This window comes from Thiomonas arsenitoxydans, from assembly GCF_000253115.1.
GTDB classification, from domain to species: domain Bacteria; phylum Pseudomonadota; class Gammaproteobacteria; order Burkholderiales; family Burkholderiaceae_C; genus Thiomonas; species Thiomonas arsenitoxydans.
The window spans coordinates 36,870-53,007 of the sequence record NC_014145.1; the positions used below are offsets into that span (position 1 = coordinate 36,870).

A 16,138-nucleotide genomic window follows, 5' to 3' on the forward strand; every position below is an offset into this window, starting at 1 on the left:
GCGGTAGCACACTGAATCTGACAGATCAATCACAACCGCGCACCGGACCAGCGCCGCAGCGCACAACAGAGGAGGTCGAACCACCCTACACATCGTTCCGGCAAGGCGCCCAGCCCTGCTGTTTCTTTTCTTTCCGAAATCAGGAGCCTCACTATGAATCTGACCATCAGCGGCCACCATTTGGATGTCACCCCCTCCCTGCGCAGTTATGTCGAAAGCAAGCTCGATCGCGTGGTGCGGCACTTCGATCAAGTGGTGAATGTGAACGTGCTACTCAGTGTGGAAAAACTCAAAGAAAAGGAAAAGCGCCAACGTGCCGAATGCAATCTGATGGTCAAGGGCAAATCGATCTTCTGTGAAAGTCAAGACGAAGACCTCTACGCGGCCATCGACACCTTGGTCGACAAGCTGGACCGGCAGGTGGTCGAGCACAAGAACCGCTTGCGGGATCACCAGGCCACTGCGGGCAAACACTTGGCGAGTTGATCGCTATTCACTGATGTTCGCCCTTGCCGCGAATCCGCAACGGAGTTTCCGGGCTGGATTCGCGGTCAGTACGAACTGCCGCAAAACCCGTTTAAACTCGCTGTCCTCTTTGGCCCAAGCGTGATCCCATGAACCGTCTTGCCCAGATTTTGCCGCCGACCCATGTGCAACTCGACGTGGACGTCAGCAGCAAAAAACGCGCGTTTGAATACGCCGGACTGCTGTTTGAAAACAGCCTTGGACTCAACCGGGCGCTGATTACCGACAATCTGTTCGCCCGCGAGCGGCTGGGCTCCACCGGGCTCGGTCAGGGCGTGGCGATTCCGCATGGGCGCATCAAAGGGCTCAAGCAACCGAGCGCCGCTGTCATTCGCCTGCGTCAGCCCATCGCCTTCGAGGCGCCGGACAACCAGCCGGTGTCACTGTTGGTGGTGCTGCTGGTGCCCGAAAGCGCGAATGCCAAGCACCTCGAACTGCTGTCGGCCATCGCAGAAATGCTCTCCGATACCGATCTGCGCGAACAACTTCTGAGCGAGGCCGACGCCGCCGTGCTGCACCACCGCATCAGCGCCTGGGCGCCTTTGCAAACCGCAGCATGAGTCTCGGTGGCGTCACCAGGTGCGTCGTCAGTGACGTCGCGTGGCGCTACCACCCGCGCCGCTGGCCCGACACAGTCGCCATGATCTTCCCCGCCTGATTTGAAAGCTTCCACCCTCGCCGCCGAACGCCTGTTCGAGGCCAATGCCGCACAGCTCATGTGGCAATGGATCGCCGGGCAGAGCAACCCCGAGCGTCGCTTCGACATGGCCGCCGTCGAGGGGGCGACTTCCGGCGCTGATCTGGTGGGGTATCTGAATTACATCCACCCCTTTCGCGTACAGATCCTGGGCTGGCGCGAGGTTGATTACCTCAACAACTCCAACCAGGAAGACCGTCTGCGGCGCATACGCCGCATCATCGGCCTTGAGCCGCCGGCGCTGGTGCTGGCCGACGGCAAAGAGCCGCCGCCCTGTCTGATCGACGAATGCAACGCGGCGCAGGTGCCGCTGTTTCGCACCGCGGAGACGGCCGCCTTCACCATCGACGTGCTGCGCGCCTTTCTGTCCAAGCACTTCGCCAACCGCGTCACCCAGCACGGCGTGTTCATGGACATTCTCGGTCTGGGCGTGCTCATCACTGGCGAGTCCGGCCTGGGCAAGAGCGAGCTGGGGCTGGATCTCATCACGCGGGGTCACGGCCTGGTGGCCGACGATTGCGTGGACCTGCTGCGCGTGGCGCAGAACACCATCGAGGGCCGCTGTCCGCCGCTGTTGCAGAACCTGCTGGAAGTGCGCGGCATCGGTCTGCTCGATATCAAGACCATTTTTGGCGAGACTGCGGTGCGCCGCAAAATGCGGCTAAAGCTCATCTGTCACCTGATTCGCCGCGATGTGCTCGACCGCAACTTCGACCGTCTGCCCGCAGGCAATCTGGAAGAAGATGTGCTGGGTGTGCCGATTCGAAAGGTGATGATCCCGGTGGAAGCCGGACGCAACCTCGGCGTGCTGGTCGAATCAGCCGTGCGCAACACCATTCTGCAACTTCGGGGTATCGACACCCTGAACGAATTTCAGGAACGCCAGCGCCAAGCCATGCGCGATGGGGACGACTGAAGGGTGATTGAAGGGCGACGGATCGGGGCAACTGAGCGAACTTAAAAGCTACTCGCCGTGCTCTGGCGGACGTGCCGCAAGCGGCGTGTGATCCGCCTTGTTGTAGTGCGGGCAAGTGGTCTTTTTGGCGCAGCTCGCGTAGAGCGAGAGCGAATGTTCCTGCAACTCGAAGCCGTGTTCCGTGGCGATTTTTTTCTGCCGCCGCTCGATCTCAGGATCGAAAAACTCCACCACCCGACCGCAGTCCAGGCACACCAGATGGTCGTGGTGCGTGCCTTCGTTGATCTCGAACACCGACTTGCCCGATTCGAAGTTGCTGCGCAGCAAAATGCCGGCCTGCTCGAATTGGGTCAGCACGCGGTACACCGTGGCCAGGCCGATGTCCTGCTGTTCATCGAGCAGCACGCGGTACACATCTTCAGCCGTCATGTGGCGCTGCGTGCCCTTTTGAAAAATCTCCAGAATGCGCAGGCGCGGCTGAGTGACTTTCAGACCGGTATTGCGCAAACCTTGTGCATTGCTCTGAGCCATGGGGGAGAGGGCCGTATTCAGTAGAATGCGCCGATGTTAAACGACCCCGGCCGCGTTGACCACGCGAGAGTCCCGATGCGGTTTTACTCTGTTTTTCGTTTCTCTGAACACGCTTTTGCTCAGGCGTCCTCCCGGGCGGATTTGCGGCGAGGGCTTGCCACTGCGGCGCTGTGCTGCCTGACCTTGCTGGGCGGTTGCAGCACCACAACCACCCAGCACGATCTCACGTCGATATTCAAGCCCTACCGCGCCGATGTGATTCAGGGAAATTTCGTCTCGCGTGAAATGGCCGAGGAGCTCAAGCCCGGCATGACCAAGGAACAGGTGCAAGCCATCATGGGCACGCCCCTGCTCAAGACCATTTTCAACCAGAACCGCTGGGAATATGTGTTCAGCCTGCGTCAGGGCTATCACGCCCCCATCGTGCGTCGCTACGCCGTGTATTTCGACAAGGACGGCAAGATGGTGCGCGCCGACGGCGATCCGCTGCCTTCCGAGCAGGAGTTCGTCGCGCAGATCAACACCCTGCGCGATGGCGGCAGCAAACCCAAGTCGCTGACCGAGGCGCAGTTGCAGGCCGAAATCGCCGCTGCGGACAAGAAGTTTGCGCAGACCAAGCGTCCGCCTGCCGCAGCCTCGCAGCCCGGCAATCTGACGGTTTACGCACCGCCGGCCGAGATAGCCGAGTTGCAAAAGGCTGCGCCGCCCGCTGCGGCTTCCTCTTCCGCTGGCAATCCTTGACCTCTTTTGAGGGGCTTTCGCGCATGAGCACATCGTCTGCAGAAACGCATCGCATCGCCATTGCCGGCGCTAGCGGCCGCATGGGCCGCACGCTCGTCGAGGCCGTCCTGGCCGCGCCGGATTGCAGCATTGGCGCCGCGCTCGACATGCCGGGCAGCCCGGCGCTCGGGCAGGACGCCGGGGCGTTTGCCGGGGTGCACACGGGCGTGGCCATCCGCTCCGATCTGTACGCCGCGCTGCAGCATGTCCGCTATTTCATCGACTTCACCCGGCCTGAAGGCACCATGGCGCATCTGGCCGCGTGCGAGGCGGCGGGGGTGGCCATGGTCATCGGCACCACGGGCTTCGACGAGGCGCAGCTCGCGCGCATCCGCATCGCATCGCAGCGCATCGCCATTGTCATGGCGCCCAATATGAGCATCGGCGTGAACGTGGTGTTCAAGCTGCTGGAGCAGGCGGCGCGCGCGCTGGCGCAGGGTTATGACATCGAGATCATCGAAGCCCATCATCGCCACAAGGTGGACGCGCCTTCGGGCACCGCGCTGAAAATGGGCGAGGTCGTCGCGGGTGCGCTCGGGCGCGACCTCAAGCAATGCGCCGTCTATGGCCGCGAAGGCGTCACCGGCGAACGCGACCCGTCCACCATCGGCTTCGCCACCGTGCGCGGCGGCGACATCGTGGGCGACCATACCGTGCTGTTCGCGGGCACGGGCGAGCGCATCGAAATCACCCACAAGTCGAGCAGCCGCGCCACCTACGCCCAGGGCAGCCTGCGCGCCGTGCGCTTTCTCGCCGCCAAATCCCACGGCCTGTTCGACATGCAGGACGTGCTGGGCTTGAACTAAGTCACCCATGGGAGGGCTCGCACAGTTCTGGCAGCAGGGTGACGCGCTCAGCCATCTGGTCGCGCTCGTGCTGCTGGCGATGTCGGTGGCGAGCTGGTTTGTCATTTTGTGGAAAGCGGCCCTGCTCTGGCGGGCCACGCGTCGTGTGCCCGCGGGTATTGCGGCGTATTGGGGCGCCGCGTCGCCCTTGCAGGCCGCAGCGGCGACGCAGAGCGCCGACCCCGACGGCCTGTCCAGCCTGATGGCCGAGACCGCCTCCAGGCTGGCGCGGCCCGATACCGCGCATCGCTGGCAGTCGCATGAAGACCGCGTCACCCGCGAATTGCGCGAGGCTTTGCAGGCGGCGCAGCGGCGTCTGCAAGCGGGCCATGTGCTGCTGGCCAGTGTGGGCAGCACCGCCCCGTTCGTCGGCCTGTTCGGTACGGTCTGGGGCATCTATCACGCCCTCACGGCCATTGCAGCGAGCGGGCAGATCAGCGTGGACAAAGTGGCTGGGCCGGTGGGCGAAACCCTCATCATGACCGCAGCAGGTCTGGCCGTGGCCATTCCCGCCGTGCTGGCCTACAACGCGCTGAGCAAGCGGGCGCGCCGCGTGCAGGGTGCGCTTGAAGGGTTTGCGCATGATCTGCAGCGCCTGCTGGCGGCCAGCCCCGTTCTTTGAATTGCGCGCGCCATGAGCTTCGGCAGTTTTGATCAGGGCGACGAAGGCGAAGCGATGAGCGACATCAATATGACGCCGATGATCGACGTCATGCTGGTGCTGCTGGTGATTTTCATCATCACCGCACCGCTGCTCACCGGCAGTCTCAAGCTCGATCTGCCCAAGGTCGATGCCCCCGCCGCGCAACAGGCGCCGACGGTGCTGAATGTCGGGTTGCGCAAGGATGGGCAACTTTATCTGGCCGACCAAACCATCACCCTGGCGCAGCTCACGGCGCGTTTTGCCGCCGCCGCGCAACAGTCGCCCAAGACCGAGGTGCACATCAGCGCCGACGCCGCCGTGCCCTACGGCGATGTCGCCCGGGTCATGGGCGCCGCGCAAAATGCGGGCCTGAGCCGTATCGGCCTCATCACCCAGCCGCCTGCGGGAAACAGGCCCGGCGCGGCCTCGGCGCCCTAGCAGACCTTACTTGAACTTGTAGTAAGTCTGGTTGAGGTAGGCGGCGATGTCTTTCACCTCTTCCGGAAACAGGTCGTGGTTGAGCTGGGTGACGCACATCTGGGTGAACGCCATCAGTTGCTGCGGGTTGTGCACCTTGCGGTCGGCGCGGGTGTACATCGCCGAGGACGAGCCCATCATCCGCTGGGCATGACAGGCGGCGCATTTGAGATTGTCGTAATACTTCTGGCCCTGCGCGACATTGGCGCCGACGAACTGCGGCGGAACCGCCTCTGCGGCCTGCGCCAGTGGCCACGCCGCACCCAGCACAGCAAGCAGGCCGCAGGTGGCGAGGGCTCGCCGCATTTGTCGCATCGGTCGAATCATCGTTGTCTCCCTCGTTATTTGTTGAGACTTTAGTGTGCGGGTTGCGGCCGGGCTTGTCTACAGCAGCCCTGCTGCGCACAGGGGAAACGTCGGCTCTCAAGGAAACGCAGGGCCGCCCCAAGTTTCCTTGAACCCCCACGGGGGGCGGGCTGGGCACAGCCCAGCCCTGGGGGCGCTCTCAAGGAAACGCAGGAGTCGCTTCAAGACCGTGCCGGGCGGGTGAACTGGAACAGCGAAGTCTGCACGTCGGCCTCCATGTCCGGCTCCCACACAACATAGGTGTCGCGCCCGAGGGCCTTGGCGCGATACATCGCCACATCGGCTAGGCGCAGCAACTCCTCCAGCGTTTGCGCATGAGACGGGTATAGCGCCACGCCGATGCTGCCCGAGGCGCGGAACTCCCGCCCGGACAGGGCGTAGGGCGCGCGCAGCCGCTCCAGCGCATGCCGGGCCAGGTCTTCAGCCAGGCGCGGCGAGGGCAGATTGGGTAGCACGACGGCGAACTCATCGCCGCCCAGGCGGGCGCAGACCGCGTCCGGCCCGAAGGCTTCGCGCAGCCGCGCCGAGGTGGCCTGGATCAGCGCGTCTCCCGCGGCGTGGCCGAACTGATCGTTGATGCGCTTGAGGCCGTCGAGATCGAGCCACAGCACGGCGACAAATGCCTGGCTGTCCTGCGTGCGGTCGAGTTGGCGCTGACCGCTGTCGAACAGGCCGTTGCGGTTGAGCAGGCCGGTGAGCGGGTCTTTGAGCAGCAGATCCTGCAAGCGCGTGGCGCGTTCGCGCAATTGCGCCACGCGCACCGACAGGCCATAGGTCAGCACCAGAGCGAGAAACACCAAAACCCACTGCAGCGCGTCGGAAGTGAGAAAAGTCTCTGGAAGCCAGCCCAGAGTGCGTCCGATGTTGGCAAAGCCGACGATCAGCAGGGGAAACAGGCTGAGCAGCAGGATGATGGCCGGCATGAACCGCTGCTGCCAGCGCACCGCCGCGGCCCACGCAATCAGCACCAGCGAGGCCGCCGCGATCAGCTGGGCGGGAACCAGCAGCCACTCGCTATTGGGCAGCAACACCGCCACCGTGAGGGTGATGGCCAGCCATTGCACGATCTGCAGCGCCAGATCGGTACGCGGCGCGTGGCGCGGCAACAGCAGATAGGCGCGGATGAAATACAGCCCTCCGGCGCACATCAACGGCAATCCGCCCACCAGGCCGATGCTGTTCCAGACGAGGGTGTCTGGCCAGAGTTGGTGCTGCCCTACGCCCGAAATGGCGAGCATGTAGAACAAAGTGGCCGATTGCCACAGGATGTAGGCGAAATAGGCCCGGTCATGCGTACTCAGAAACAGGAAGGCGTTGTAGATCAGCAGCGCCGCCACCATGCCGTAGAACAGGCCCTGCAGCAGCGCGTCGTCCACCGCGTATTGGCGGAACGTCCCCGCGTTCCACAGGTGAAATTCGGGTGTGAGCGCGCCGTACTGCGCCACGCGAAGCAGCAGCGTGCTGGGTCCTTCGGGCGGCTGGAAGGCGTAGGCGGTGTAACGCGAATGCAAGGCGTCGAGCTGGCCGATGCCCGCGGGGCGCTCACCACTGGCCTGCGCCAGATCGGCCGATAGCAGATAAGCCTGCGCCTCACGCCAGACCGGGCGACCCAATTGCAGCACTAGCTGCTCGGGCGACTGCGCGCTGCGAAACAGATGCACCCGCAACCAGAGGGCGTCTTCGCTGATGCCCAGATTGCTGCCGTTGACCGCCTGGAACCGCGCATCGGGCAAGGCGGCCACGGCGCTGGGCTCCAGGCGCTTGCCGTTTTCGCGGTAAACCTGCAGCGAGTGTTGCAGGTTCTGGTGCCGGAGATCCTGCGGCACCAGAACCACCAACGGGCTCGCATTAGCGCCGGAGGGGGCAGCCGCCCAGGCGGGCATTGACATGGGCGCCGACATCATCAGCACCAGCAGCATGACGGCCTGCAGCAGCATCTGCGCACGCGGCCTCTCGCGTCGATGGGAGTGCAATGGCAGGCGAGGCATGGCGGGGCATGGGCGAACTGGCCGGGCGGTCGGAAAAAGGGAAAACCAGTGTAGGGAGCGGCAGATGTCGCTTCAATCCCTCTCAGCAGGGGGAGGCAGAAGATTCCGCTATAGACTGGATCGCCTGCCCTTTCTGTGTCAAATCATCCGCTTCAAGCCATGCTCCGCTACCGCATTCTCCCGGTCACCGCCTTTGCCCAGAACACCTGTCTCGTGTGGGATGACGCCACGCAGGAGGCGGTTTTCACCGACCCCGGCGGCGAGGTGGATCGTTTGCTGCAGGCGGTGGTCGAGGCCGGCGTGACGCTGCGTGCGGTCTGGCTGACTCACGCTCACATCGACCATGCGGGCGCCGCGGCGGAAGTGGCGCAGCGCGCGGGCGTGCCCATCATCGGCCCGCATCCGGGCGATCAGTTCTGGATCGACGCCCTGCCGCAGCAGGCGCAAAGGTTCGGCTTTCCGCCCGCCAAGACGTTCACGCCAGACCGCTGGCTGGCCGATGGCGACACCCTGCAGCTCGGCTCGCTGCCCTTCACCGTGCGGCATTGCCCTGGCCACACGCCGGGTCATGTGGTTTTCCACCAGCCCGAGGCGCGGCGTTGCTGGGTGGGCGATGTGTTGTTCGCCGGGTCGATCGGCCGCACCGATTTTCCCGGCGGCAATCATCAGCAGCTGCTCGACAGCATCACCGGCAAGCTCTGGCCCATGGGCGATGACACGGTGTTCATTCCCGGGCATGGGCCAGAGTCGACCTTCGGCGAACAACGCCGCAGCAACCCTTACGTGCGCGGCACCTGAAAAGCGTCGCAAGCGCCAAGGCGTGCGGCGGGTGCGCAGTCCTCAATGCGGCAGCCTGCGCCCGTCGAGCATCGACCGCGGCAAAAACCCCCGGGCGCGCAAACTGCCCACGGCCACCCCGAGCAGGTGAAAGCCGACGAGCCACCCCATGAGATCGACCAGCGCAGCGTGCAGCGCCTGCAGCGTCTGGTCGCCCCAGTAGCGGTCGGTGGTCAGCGCCCAGCCGCTGGCGGCGATCGCCAGCAGCATGGCGAACATGGCGAGAACGTTCCAGGCAGCGATCGGGTTGTAGCCCGCGGCCAGTTCCGCCCGTCCGCGCGCCAACCGCGCGGCATGACGCAGCACCTTGCGCGGGGGGTGAAGCAGTGCGCGCCAGCGCCAGTCCGCGGGGGCGCGCCAGGCATAGGCCAGACGCCAGACGACCAGCGCCGCGGCGGCGTAGCCCAGCCATTCGTGCGCCGCGCGCCAGTCGGCTTCCAGCGCCCACGCGCCGATGAAAGCCGCCGCCAACGCCCAGTGGAATAACCGGATGGCCAGCGGCACCCGCTCAGCGTCGGCTGTGGCGCTCATCGCGTTTCCTGTTTGACGATTTTGCCGCTCACCGGGTCGAAGTAAATCTCCACTTTTTTACCGGCTTGGTTCTTGCCATAGATCTCGTAGCACTGCCCCGAGGTGATCTTGAATTTGTTGATCTCGTAGCCCTGCGCCTTCAACTCCATCTGGAACTTGCCCGCATCGATCCACGCCGATTGCGGCTGGTTGGTGCACTGCGGCCCGGCGAAGGCGGTGGACAAGCTCAGCGCGCCAAAGGCAGCCACGGCGGCACGGGAGAGGAAAAGGGCGGGATGCGACATGGAGGCTCCAAAAAAGAGGGAAGGGGTGCGAAATGCGAGACGACGAAAATAATGTAATAAATAATAACGATTCGCATTTGTTTGCGAGATAATTCCCTGCGCTCCTTCGGGTCAATGCCGCAGCCCGGCCGTAGGGGCGCTCAAAACTTCCAGCCGACCGACACGCCCAGCGTGTTCTGGTTCATGCGCACGGTTTCCGTCGAGCCCGCCGTGGCGAAGCCGGGCGGCAGCGGGCCGGTCACGCTGTTGTCGAGCGCATGGACGTAATCCACCGAGACTTCCATGTCCTTGCTCACCGCATAGGTGGCGCCGAGGGTGAGGTGGTCTTGGGTAACCGCGGGGGCGATGGTGTTGAGAAAGACCTGTGAACTCAGCACCGGGTTGTCGGCGTGGTTCCAGCCGAAGCGCAGGGTCAGGTCGGGGCTGTACTGGTAGGCCGCGCCGAGCTTGATCACCGTGATGTTCTTCCAGCCGAAAGCCGGGCCGTTGTCCTGGCCGAGCAGGCATTGCTGCTGATAGAAGCAGTCGGCGGTATTGCCGATGGCCTTGACCTTGGCGTAGTTGATGCGCACCACGTCGCCGGCCAGGGTCCACCGCGGCACGGGCGTCCAGGCAAAGCCCAGGCCGTAGGTTTCGGGAATGTCGAAATGCGCGCCTCCGGCGAACAGTCCGGTGTATTTGCTGAAACTGCTCATGCGGGTTTCGGGTTGCCAGGTGGCGCCCAGAGTGAGGCCGGGGGAGACCGTACCCGTCCAGCCCAGCCGCACACCCACGCCGGTGGAGCTGTCGTGGCCGTTGTCGGTGAGCTTGTTCGGATCAACCGAGTAGGCCTTGAAATTGCTCAGGCCGTTGGCGCGAAAAGTTTGCTTCACCAGGTTGAGGGCGATACCCACGGCGTTGTTGTCGTCGAGCTTCATGGCGAAGGACGGCGAGATGAAAATCTGCTGCAGATCGACCCCGGTGCCCGCTTGCAGGGGCGGAAAAATTTCAGAGTAGCCACTGTTCATGCCGCCGTTGCCGTACATGCTGATGCCGACGGCCATGCGCGGGTTGAGCATCCAGTTCATCCCGATTTCGGGAATGAGAAAAAGCGACTGGTCATTGCCCGAATAGGTGCCGGTGATCGGCGTGCCAGCGGCCGGGCCCATGGCCGACCCCAGACTGCCGGTGGTGCTCACGCTGCGGTCGGGCTTGAACAGGCTCAGTCCGCCGTCCACGCGGTTGCCGATCAGCGCCATGCCGGCCGGGTTGGTGGCTGCGGCCAGCGCATCCTGCGGCAGGGCGATGCCCACGCCCCCCATGCCGTTGGATTTGATGCTGTAACCCGGCTGAAAGTAACCGTCGGTGGCCTGGGCGGCCGGTGCGGCAAGGCTGGCAAATACGAATGCAAGTTTTTTCATGGCTCTGGGGGCTGGAAGGGGGAGAAAATCGCCGCAGCCGAAAAGCTGCGGCGAAAACACTCCCGACCCGTCGCGCAGACGGGTGGGCGTGCGAGGAGCGCGACAAGTCGCTGGGGACGGCGCGCAGGCGCCGAATTCGGGGATGGGCGTGAACGGGTGTTAATGCGGCGAGGACGGAGCCCTGCCGGGGTCGATCTGCCAATCGCTGCACACCGCCTGCACCCCTGCCGTGGTGAACACGAGCCATTCCGCATGGGTGCGCAGCTTGGGGTCGCGCAGGGTGCCGCACAGACGCACCAAGCCTGCCTGAACCTCGATCTGAATGCCGAGGTGCCGCAGAGAAGTCTGGCTCAGACGCTCCAGCACCTGCGCGCGCAGGCGCTGGTCGGCGTCGTCAGGGGCGGCGGGTAGCGTCGGGCGGGGCGTGTTGGAGCGCGGCCGCTCGGTTCCGGCAGGGCGTAGCGGGTAGCGCATCGGGGAAGTTGTGGACATGAGAGCCTCCTTCAGGGTTTGGCCGTCAGCGGGGCGGCCTTGCGGTTTGTTTGGAGCGGTGCGGTTTGCGATGACTTGGCCGCGGCGCGCTGCCACAGCTCGAAGCCCGCCATGCCGGCCATCATGCTGGCGAAAAACAGCCATTGCGGCGCGTGCAGCGAAGCCAGTGAGGCCAGCGACGGGCCGGGGCACAGCCCGGTCATGCCCCAGCCGACGCCGAACACCGCGCTGCCCAGAATCAGCTTGCCGGTGATGCTGCGGGTATCGGGAAAGGCGATGGGCTCGCCCAGCAGCGCCTTGCTGCGACGCTGCGCGAGCTGCATGGGCGCGAAGGCCACGACGACGGCGGTGACGAGAACCAGCAACAGACAGGGGTCCCAGGCGCCGGCGATATTGAGAAAACCCAGCACCTTGTCGGGGTTGGTCATGCCGGAAAGCAGCACGCCCAGGCCGAACAGCAGGCCGGAGAAAAACGCGAGCTTGTTCATGAGGATCTCCTTGAGAACTCAGGGTCAGTACAGCAGGGCATGAACCGATACCGCGGTGATGATGCCGGTGGAGAGGAAAGTGGCCACGGCGGCGAGCGAGCGGTGCGACAGCCGCGCCAACCCGCAGACACCGTGGCCGCTGGCGCAGCCCGAACTCAGCCGCGCGCCCACCCCCACCAGCAGACCGCCGACGAGCAGCAGCCCCCAGGGCGCCTCGAATTGCGCGCCGGGCAGGGGCATCGACAGCGCCCACAGCACCGAAGCCGCGAGCACGCCGACGAGAAAACTCAGCCGCCACGAGGCCGGGCGACGCGCGGCCAGAGCGTCGCTGAGCGAGCCGCCCAGAATGCCGCTGATGCCCGCGATCTTGCCGCCGCCCAAGGCGAGCGCGCCTGCAGCGGCGCCGATCAACGCGCCGCCTGCAAGGGCGGAATAAGGGGTGAATACAGACCAGTCGATAGTGAACATGGCGGTTCTCCTGTCAGGGTGAGTTGGGGGCAGGGGCGAGTCAGCGCCGCGGCCCGGACGAGCTGATCGGGCGCGGGGATGCGCCCAAGGCGCTGGCGTCAAACTCGCGTTGCAGAAGGTCGAGGTCGTGCGCCTGCTGGCGCTGCAGCCGGGCCAGCGGATCGGGCTGGTAAAGCGCCCGCAGTTGCGCGGCGAGGGCGTACAGCTGGCGCTGCATGGCGTGAAACCGGGCCAGGGCGAGTTCGGTGTGCGGGGCTGCGGGGGAAGGGTGGGTGTGCATGAGGATTCTCCGGTTGGGGGCAGATCGACCCAATGCGATCTGCGCGGAGTCCTAGTGCAAACCCTGTGCCACCGGGGTGCTTTCAGAGGGAGTGAGGGAAAAAATCACACAAATCAGCGACAAACGGCCGATTTGCCCAAGAAAAGCGTCGGGCAGCGGCGACGGATTGCTCGGTGTTTTGGCAACACCTTGATTTATCGAATGATTTTTGTCGCGGTGGAGCGACAGTGCGACAAGCCCTAGTCTTGCGGCGGCGCTTCTTCGGCAGCGGCTTTGAACTGCGCCGGGTCGAGATGGTGCTTGCCGAGCAGGCGATAGAACTCGGTGCGGTTGCGTTGCGCCAGCCGCGCGGCCTGGGCGACATTGCCGTTGCTCATCTTGAGCAACTGGGCCAGATAGTCGCGCTCGAACTGTTCGCGGGCTTCGGCGAAAGGCAGCAGGGTGGTGGGTTTGAGCCGCAGCGCTCGCGTCACCGAGGTGGCCGGGATGCGGCTGGTGGTACTCAGCGCGCAGCACTGCTCGACCACGTTCATGAGCTGGCGCACGTTGCCGGGCCAGTCTTGTTGTTGCAGCAGATCGAGCGCGTCGGGCGTGAAGCCGGTGATGCGCCGGTGCAGCCGGGGGGTGAGGATCTTCAGCGCATGCTGCGCCAGCATGGCGATGTCTTCGCGTCGCTCGCGCAGCGGCGGCAGGTGCAGGGTGACGACATTGAGGCGGTAATACAGGTCGTCGCGAAACTGGCCGAGGGCGATGGCGGCGTCGAGATCGCGGTGGGTGGCGGAGACGATGCGCACGTCCACATCCACCGCCTGCGCCGCGCCCAGCGGGCGCACCTGGCGCTCTTGCAGCACGCGCAGCAGCTTGACCTGCAGCGGCAGCGGCATATCGCCGATCTCGTCGAGAAACAGCGTGCCGCCGCTGGCCTGCTGGAACAGCCCGGTCTGCGCCTGGCTGGCGCCGGTGAACGAACCCTTGGCATGGCCGAAAAGTTCCGACTCGAGCAGGGTTTCGGGAATGGCGGCGCAGTTGATGGCGACGAACGGCCCGGCCTGCCGCGCGCTGGCACGGTGAATGGCGCGGGCCAGCATTTCCTTGCCGGTGCCCGACTCGCCGCGAATGAGCACGCTGGCCTCGCTGCGCGCCACCAGTCCGGCTTCGGACAGCAGTGCGAGCATGCGCGGACTGGCGGTGAGAATGTCGGCGCGCCAGGCTTCGTCCTTGGGCGAGGGCGCGGCGGCTTGCTTGGGCTGCAGCGCGATCGCACGCTCCAGCAGGGCAAGCAGCTCGCGCGCTTCGAACGGCTTGGTCAGAAAGCCGAACACGCCGCGCTGCGTGGCGTCCACCGCGTCGGGAATGGTGCCGTGCGCGGTGAGGATGATGACCGGCAGCGATGGGTCTTGCGCGCGGATGTGCTCGAACAGCGACAGCCCGTCCATACCGTCCATGCGCAGATCGGTGATGACCGCGCTGGGGCGGCTGGCCGCCAGGCTGCCCAGCGCCTCGGCGCCGCTGGCGGCGGTGACGGGCGCGTAGCCGGCCGAGCGCAGACGGATGGCCAGCAGCTGGCGCAGGTCGGGGTCGTCATCCACCAGAAGAACGGTTGCGGGCATGGGGTGGGATCAGCGGCTGCGGTTCTGGAGCTGGGTCTCCAGCGATTTGATCTGGTCGATCTGCTTTTGCAGGGCCTGGACGTTTTTCTGCGCCTGCTGCAGGGCGAGTTGCTGCGCGGCATCGCGCTGCAGCAGGGTGATGAAGTTGCGCATCGGCACATCGTCAGCGCGGGCTCGCACACCTTCAAGCAAATTCTGTGCAAGTTCGGCGTCGCCCGGCTCGCCGCGCGCCAGCAGCAGCATGGCGAGCTGCAGTTGTTCGGCAACCCCGCGCCGCTTGCCCAGCGCCAGCAGCCGCGCCGTCTGGCTCTGCAGCGCCGGGCCCACGGTCTGCGGGGTGTCGCGCAGCAGGCGGTCGAGGGTGGTTTCGTCGAGGCGATCGGTCGGGGCCGAGCCGGAGGTCGTTGGTGCGGCCATTTGAGCCAACCGCGGCAGTTCGGCGCAGGACGTCAGCGCGAGCGGCAGCGCGAGGGAAAGAATGAAGCGTTGGCGTAGAAAACGTGGCAAGGTCATACCGGATTTTGAGCTTGGTCTGGAAGAAACACGCGAAACACCGCGCCGGGGCCGGGGTGGGGCGCGAGCTCCAAGGTGCCGCCGTGCATCTGGGCGTATTGCCGCGCCAGCGCCAGACCGAGCCCGGTGCCGCGCAAGGCGCTGGCCGGCTGGTTGCGGCCCTGGAAAAACGGTTGGAACAACTGCTTGCGGTCTTCTGGCGCCACGCCCGGGCCCTGATCGCTGACGCAGATTTCAACGCCGCCTTCGACCCGATTGGCGTCGAATCCGATTCGGCCGCCCTGCGGGCTGAAACGGATGGCGTTGACCAGCAGGTTCTCGAACAGGCTTTCCAGCTTGGCGCGGTCGCCCTGCACTTGTAGCGCAGCACAGCCGCACTCCACATGCACGCCTTTCGCCCGCAGCGTGAGATGATTGCGGCGGATCAAACTGGCAAGCAATAAGCGCAGCTTCACCGGGCCGATCTGCAGCGGTTCGGGGTGATGCAGCGCGCTGTCGTAATGGATCAGGCTGTCGATGCGGTGGTGCAGGTCGCGCACATTGCCGCGCATGATGCGGGTGATCGACTGCTGCTCGGCGTTGAGCGGGCCGGGCACGCCTTCGGCCAGCAAGTCCACGCCCTCTTTCATCGAGGCCAGCGGGGTTTTGAGCTCGTGCGACACATGCCGCAGCAACTGGATTTTCTGCGCCTCCAGATCGGCCAGCCTGCGGCGCAGCCAGTCGAGTTGCACGCCCAGATCGACCAGATCGCGCGGCCCAGCCACGCTGGGCGCCTGATCGAGCTGCCCTTCGCCCAGACGGCGGATGGAGCGTTTGATCTGTCGCAAGGGCTGGCTGAGCAGCCAGGAGAACAGCAGCGCCAGACAGACCGACAGGCTCACGCTGGCCAGCGCCAGCCAGCCCAGCACCGACCACACGCGGTTGGAGACCTGCAGCAGCCGCGCTTCCAGCGCATCGACCAGGCCGTTGCTGTGGTTGATCAGCCTGTCGGCCGACAGGCGCATGGCGTCGAATTGCGGGTTGAGCGCGTTGAACACCCGAGCGCCATCCTTCACCTTGCCCGAGGCCATGACCCCGGAAAACAGCGCCGCTTCCTGCGTGTTCAGGCTGTAGAGGGTGTGCTGCTGGTCGGGCGGCAGCGGCATGGCCTGGAGTTGCGCGGCATCGTGCACGAAAGCCTCATGCGCCTGCTTCACCCCGCTGCACAGCGCGGCGTCCTGCAGCACCAGACACTGGCCGCTGGCCCGCTGCAGGTTGTCGATGTCCTGGGCGATCTGGCGCGAGGTGCGCGTGAGCTGCACCGCCACGGCCACCGAGCTGCGCGCCTGCGTGGCCACCTGATCGAACAGATACGCCGTGACCGACAGCCCGATGAGCAGCGGCAGCCCCACCAGCGCAAAGCTCCACAACAGCAGCGCGGAAAAAGAGATGCCGAGCGGCGCGCGCAGCTTGAGGGTCATGGCGGAT

Annotated in this window: 21 protein-coding genes; 8 read left to right on the plus strand and 13 right to left on the minus strand. The window is 65.2% G+C overall.

The window, feature by feature from the left end:
* Positions 1-153: 153 nt before the first annotated feature.
* The 3 genes from hpf to hprK all read left to right on the plus strand — a co-directional run bounded on the left by hpf (position 154) and on the right by hprK (position 2,138).
* On the plus strand, positions 154-486 hold the full coding sequence (gene hpf / locus THI_RS00155) for a ribosome hibernation-promoting factor, HPF/YfiA family (RefSeq protein ID WP_013104188.1): 333 nt from the start codon (positions 154-156) through the stop codon (positions 484-486).
* A 128-nt stretch (positions 487-614) separates the two neighbouring features.
* Positions 615-1,085 carry a PTS IIA-like nitrogen regulatory protein PtsN gene (ptsN, locus tag THI_RS00160; protein WP_013104189.1) on the plus strand — a complete coding sequence of 157 codons (471 nt, stop codon included), beginning with the start codon at positions 615-617 and terminating at the stop codon, positions 1,083-1,085.
* Between the two features lie 99 nt (positions 1,086-1,184).
* The gene (gene hprK, locus THI_RS00165; RefSeq protein ID WP_013104190.1) at positions 1,185-2,138 is read left to right on the plus strand and encodes an HPr(Ser) kinase/phosphatase; all 954 of its coding nucleotides are present in this window, start codon (positions 1,185-1,187) and stop codon (positions 2,136-2,138) included.
* A gap of 48 nt (positions 2,139-2,186) precedes the next feature.
* Here the strand turns inward: hprK and fur are convergent, their stop codons facing one another.
* The gene (fur, locus tag THI_RS00170) at positions 2,187-2,669 is read right to left on the minus strand and encodes a ferric iron uptake transcriptional regulator (protein ID WP_013104191.1); all 483 of its coding nucleotides are present in this window, start codon (positions 2,667-2,669) and stop codon (positions 2,187-2,189) included.
* Positions 2,670-2,810: 141 nt separating this feature from the next.
* Here fur and THI_RS00175 point away from each other — a divergent pair, with 141 nt between their 5' ends.
* The 4 genes from THI_RS00175 to THI_RS00190 are packed head-to-tail and all read left to right on the plus strand — an operon-like array spanning position 2,811 to position 5,375.
* Entirely contained in the window at positions 2,811-3,410 is a 600-nt protein-coding gene (locus THI_RS00175) for an outer membrane protein assembly factor BamE (RefSeq protein WP_231836276.1), read from the plus strand.
* Between the two features lie 23 nt (positions 3,411-3,433).
* A complete protein-coding gene (gene dapB / locus THI_RS00180; RefSeq protein ID WP_041608831.1) occupies positions 3,434-4,255 on the plus strand; it encodes a 4-hydroxy-tetrahydrodipicolinate reductase in 822 nt (273 codons plus the stop codon).
* A 7-nt stretch (positions 4,256-4,262) separates the two neighbouring features.
* Positions 4,263-4,916 (plus strand): MotA/TolQ/ExbB proton channel family protein, encoded by a 654-nt coding sequence (locus THI_RS00185; protein WP_013104194.1) that lies wholly within the window; start codon positions 4,263-4,265, stop codon positions 4,914-4,916.
* Between the two features lie 12 nt (positions 4,917-4,928).
* Positions 4,929-5,375: an ExbD/TolR family protein gene (locus THI_RS00190; RefSeq protein ID WP_013104195.1), complete on the plus strand. Its 447-nt coding sequence runs from the start codon at positions 4,929-4,931 to the stop codon at positions 5,373-5,375.
* A gap of 6 nt (positions 5,376-5,381) precedes the next feature.
* Here the strand turns inward: THI_RS00190 and THI_RS00195 are convergent, their stop codons facing one another.
* Together THI_RS00195 and THI_RS00200 are read right to left on the minus strand one after the other, a co-directional pair.
* Entirely contained in the window at positions 5,382-5,741 is a 360-nt protein-coding gene (locus THI_RS00195) for a c-type cytochrome (RefSeq protein ID WP_013104196.1), read from the minus strand.
* A 200-nt stretch (positions 5,742-5,941) separates the two neighbouring features.
* Positions 5,942-7,768 (minus strand): diguanylate cyclase, encoded by a 1,827-nt coding sequence (locus tag THI_RS00200; protein WP_231836278.1) that lies wholly within the window; start codon positions 7,766-7,768, stop codon positions 5,942-5,944.
* 159 nt (positions 7,769-7,927) lie between these two features.
* Here THI_RS00200 and THI_RS00205 point away from each other — a divergent pair, with 159 nt between their 5' ends.
* Positions 7,928-8,566, plus strand: a complete 639-nt coding sequence (locus THI_RS00205; RefSeq protein ID WP_013104198.1) for an MBL fold metallo-hydrolase — start codon at positions 7,928-7,930, stop codon at positions 8,564-8,566.
* Between the two features lie 42 nt (positions 8,567-8,608).
* On the opposite strand, the gene THI_RS00210 is transcribed toward THI_RS00205, so the two are convergent.
* The 10 genes from THI_RS00210 to THI_RS00255 all read right to left on the minus strand — a co-directional run bounded on the left by THI_RS00210 (position 8,609) and on the right by THI_RS00255 (position 16,131).
* On the minus strand, positions 8,609-9,136 hold the full coding sequence (locus THI_RS00210; protein WP_013104199.1) for a cytochrome b/b6 domain-containing protein: 528 nt from the start codon (positions 9,134-9,136) through the stop codon (positions 8,609-8,611).
* The gene (locus THI_RS00215) at positions 9,133-9,420 is read right to left on the minus strand and encodes a PepSY domain-containing protein (protein ID WP_013104200.1); all 288 of its coding nucleotides are present in this window, start codon (positions 9,418-9,420) and stop codon (positions 9,133-9,135) included. The genes THI_RS00210 and THI_RS00215 overlap by 4 nt, the downstream gene beginning before the upstream one ends.
* 140 nt (positions 9,421-9,560) lie before the next feature.
* Positions 9,561-10,820: an OmpP1/FadL family transporter gene (locus THI_RS00220; protein WP_013104201.1), complete on the minus strand. Its 1,260-nt coding sequence runs from the start codon at positions 10,818-10,820 to the stop codon at positions 9,561-9,563.
* 159 nt (positions 10,821-10,979) lie between these two features.
* Positions 10,980-11,312, minus strand: a complete 333-nt coding sequence (locus tag THI_RS00225; protein WP_041608832.1) for a BON domain-containing protein — start codon at positions 11,310-11,312, stop codon at positions 10,980-10,982.
* An 11-nt stretch (positions 11,313-11,323) separates the two neighbouring features.
* Positions 11,324-11,800: a DUF6691 family protein gene (locus THI_RS00230; RefSeq protein ID WP_013104203.1), complete on the minus strand. Its 477-nt coding sequence runs from the start codon at positions 11,798-11,800 to the stop codon at positions 11,324-11,326.
* Between the two features lie 24 nt (positions 11,801-11,824).
* Positions 11,825-12,268 (minus strand): YeeE/YedE family protein, encoded by a 444-nt coding sequence (locus THI_RS00235; RefSeq protein WP_013104204.1) that lies wholly within the window; start codon positions 12,266-12,268, stop codon positions 11,825-11,827.
* A 40-nt stretch (positions 12,269-12,308) separates the two neighbouring features.
* Positions 12,309-12,548, minus strand: a complete 240-nt coding sequence (locus THI_RS00240; RefSeq protein ID WP_041608833.1) for a hypothetical protein — start codon at positions 12,546-12,548, stop codon at positions 12,309-12,311.
* 239 nt (positions 12,549-12,787) lie between these two features.
* Complete coding sequence (locus THI_RS00245; protein ID WP_013104206.1) at positions 12,788-14,158, minus strand: sigma 54-interacting transcriptional regulator; 1,371 nt, start codon at positions 14,156-14,158, stop codon at positions 12,788-12,790.
* 9 nt (positions 14,159-14,167) lie between these two features.
* Entirely contained in the window at positions 14,168-14,671 is a 504-nt protein-coding gene (locus THI_RS00250; RefSeq protein WP_013104207.1) for a hypothetical protein, read from the minus strand.
* Entirely contained in the window at positions 14,668-16,131 is a 1,464-nt protein-coding gene (locus THI_RS00255) for a sensor histidine kinase (protein WP_013104208.1), read from the minus strand. Before THI_RS00255 ends, THI_RS00250 begins: the two co-directional genes overlap by 4 nt.
* Positions 16,132-16,138: the final 7 nt, after the last annotated feature.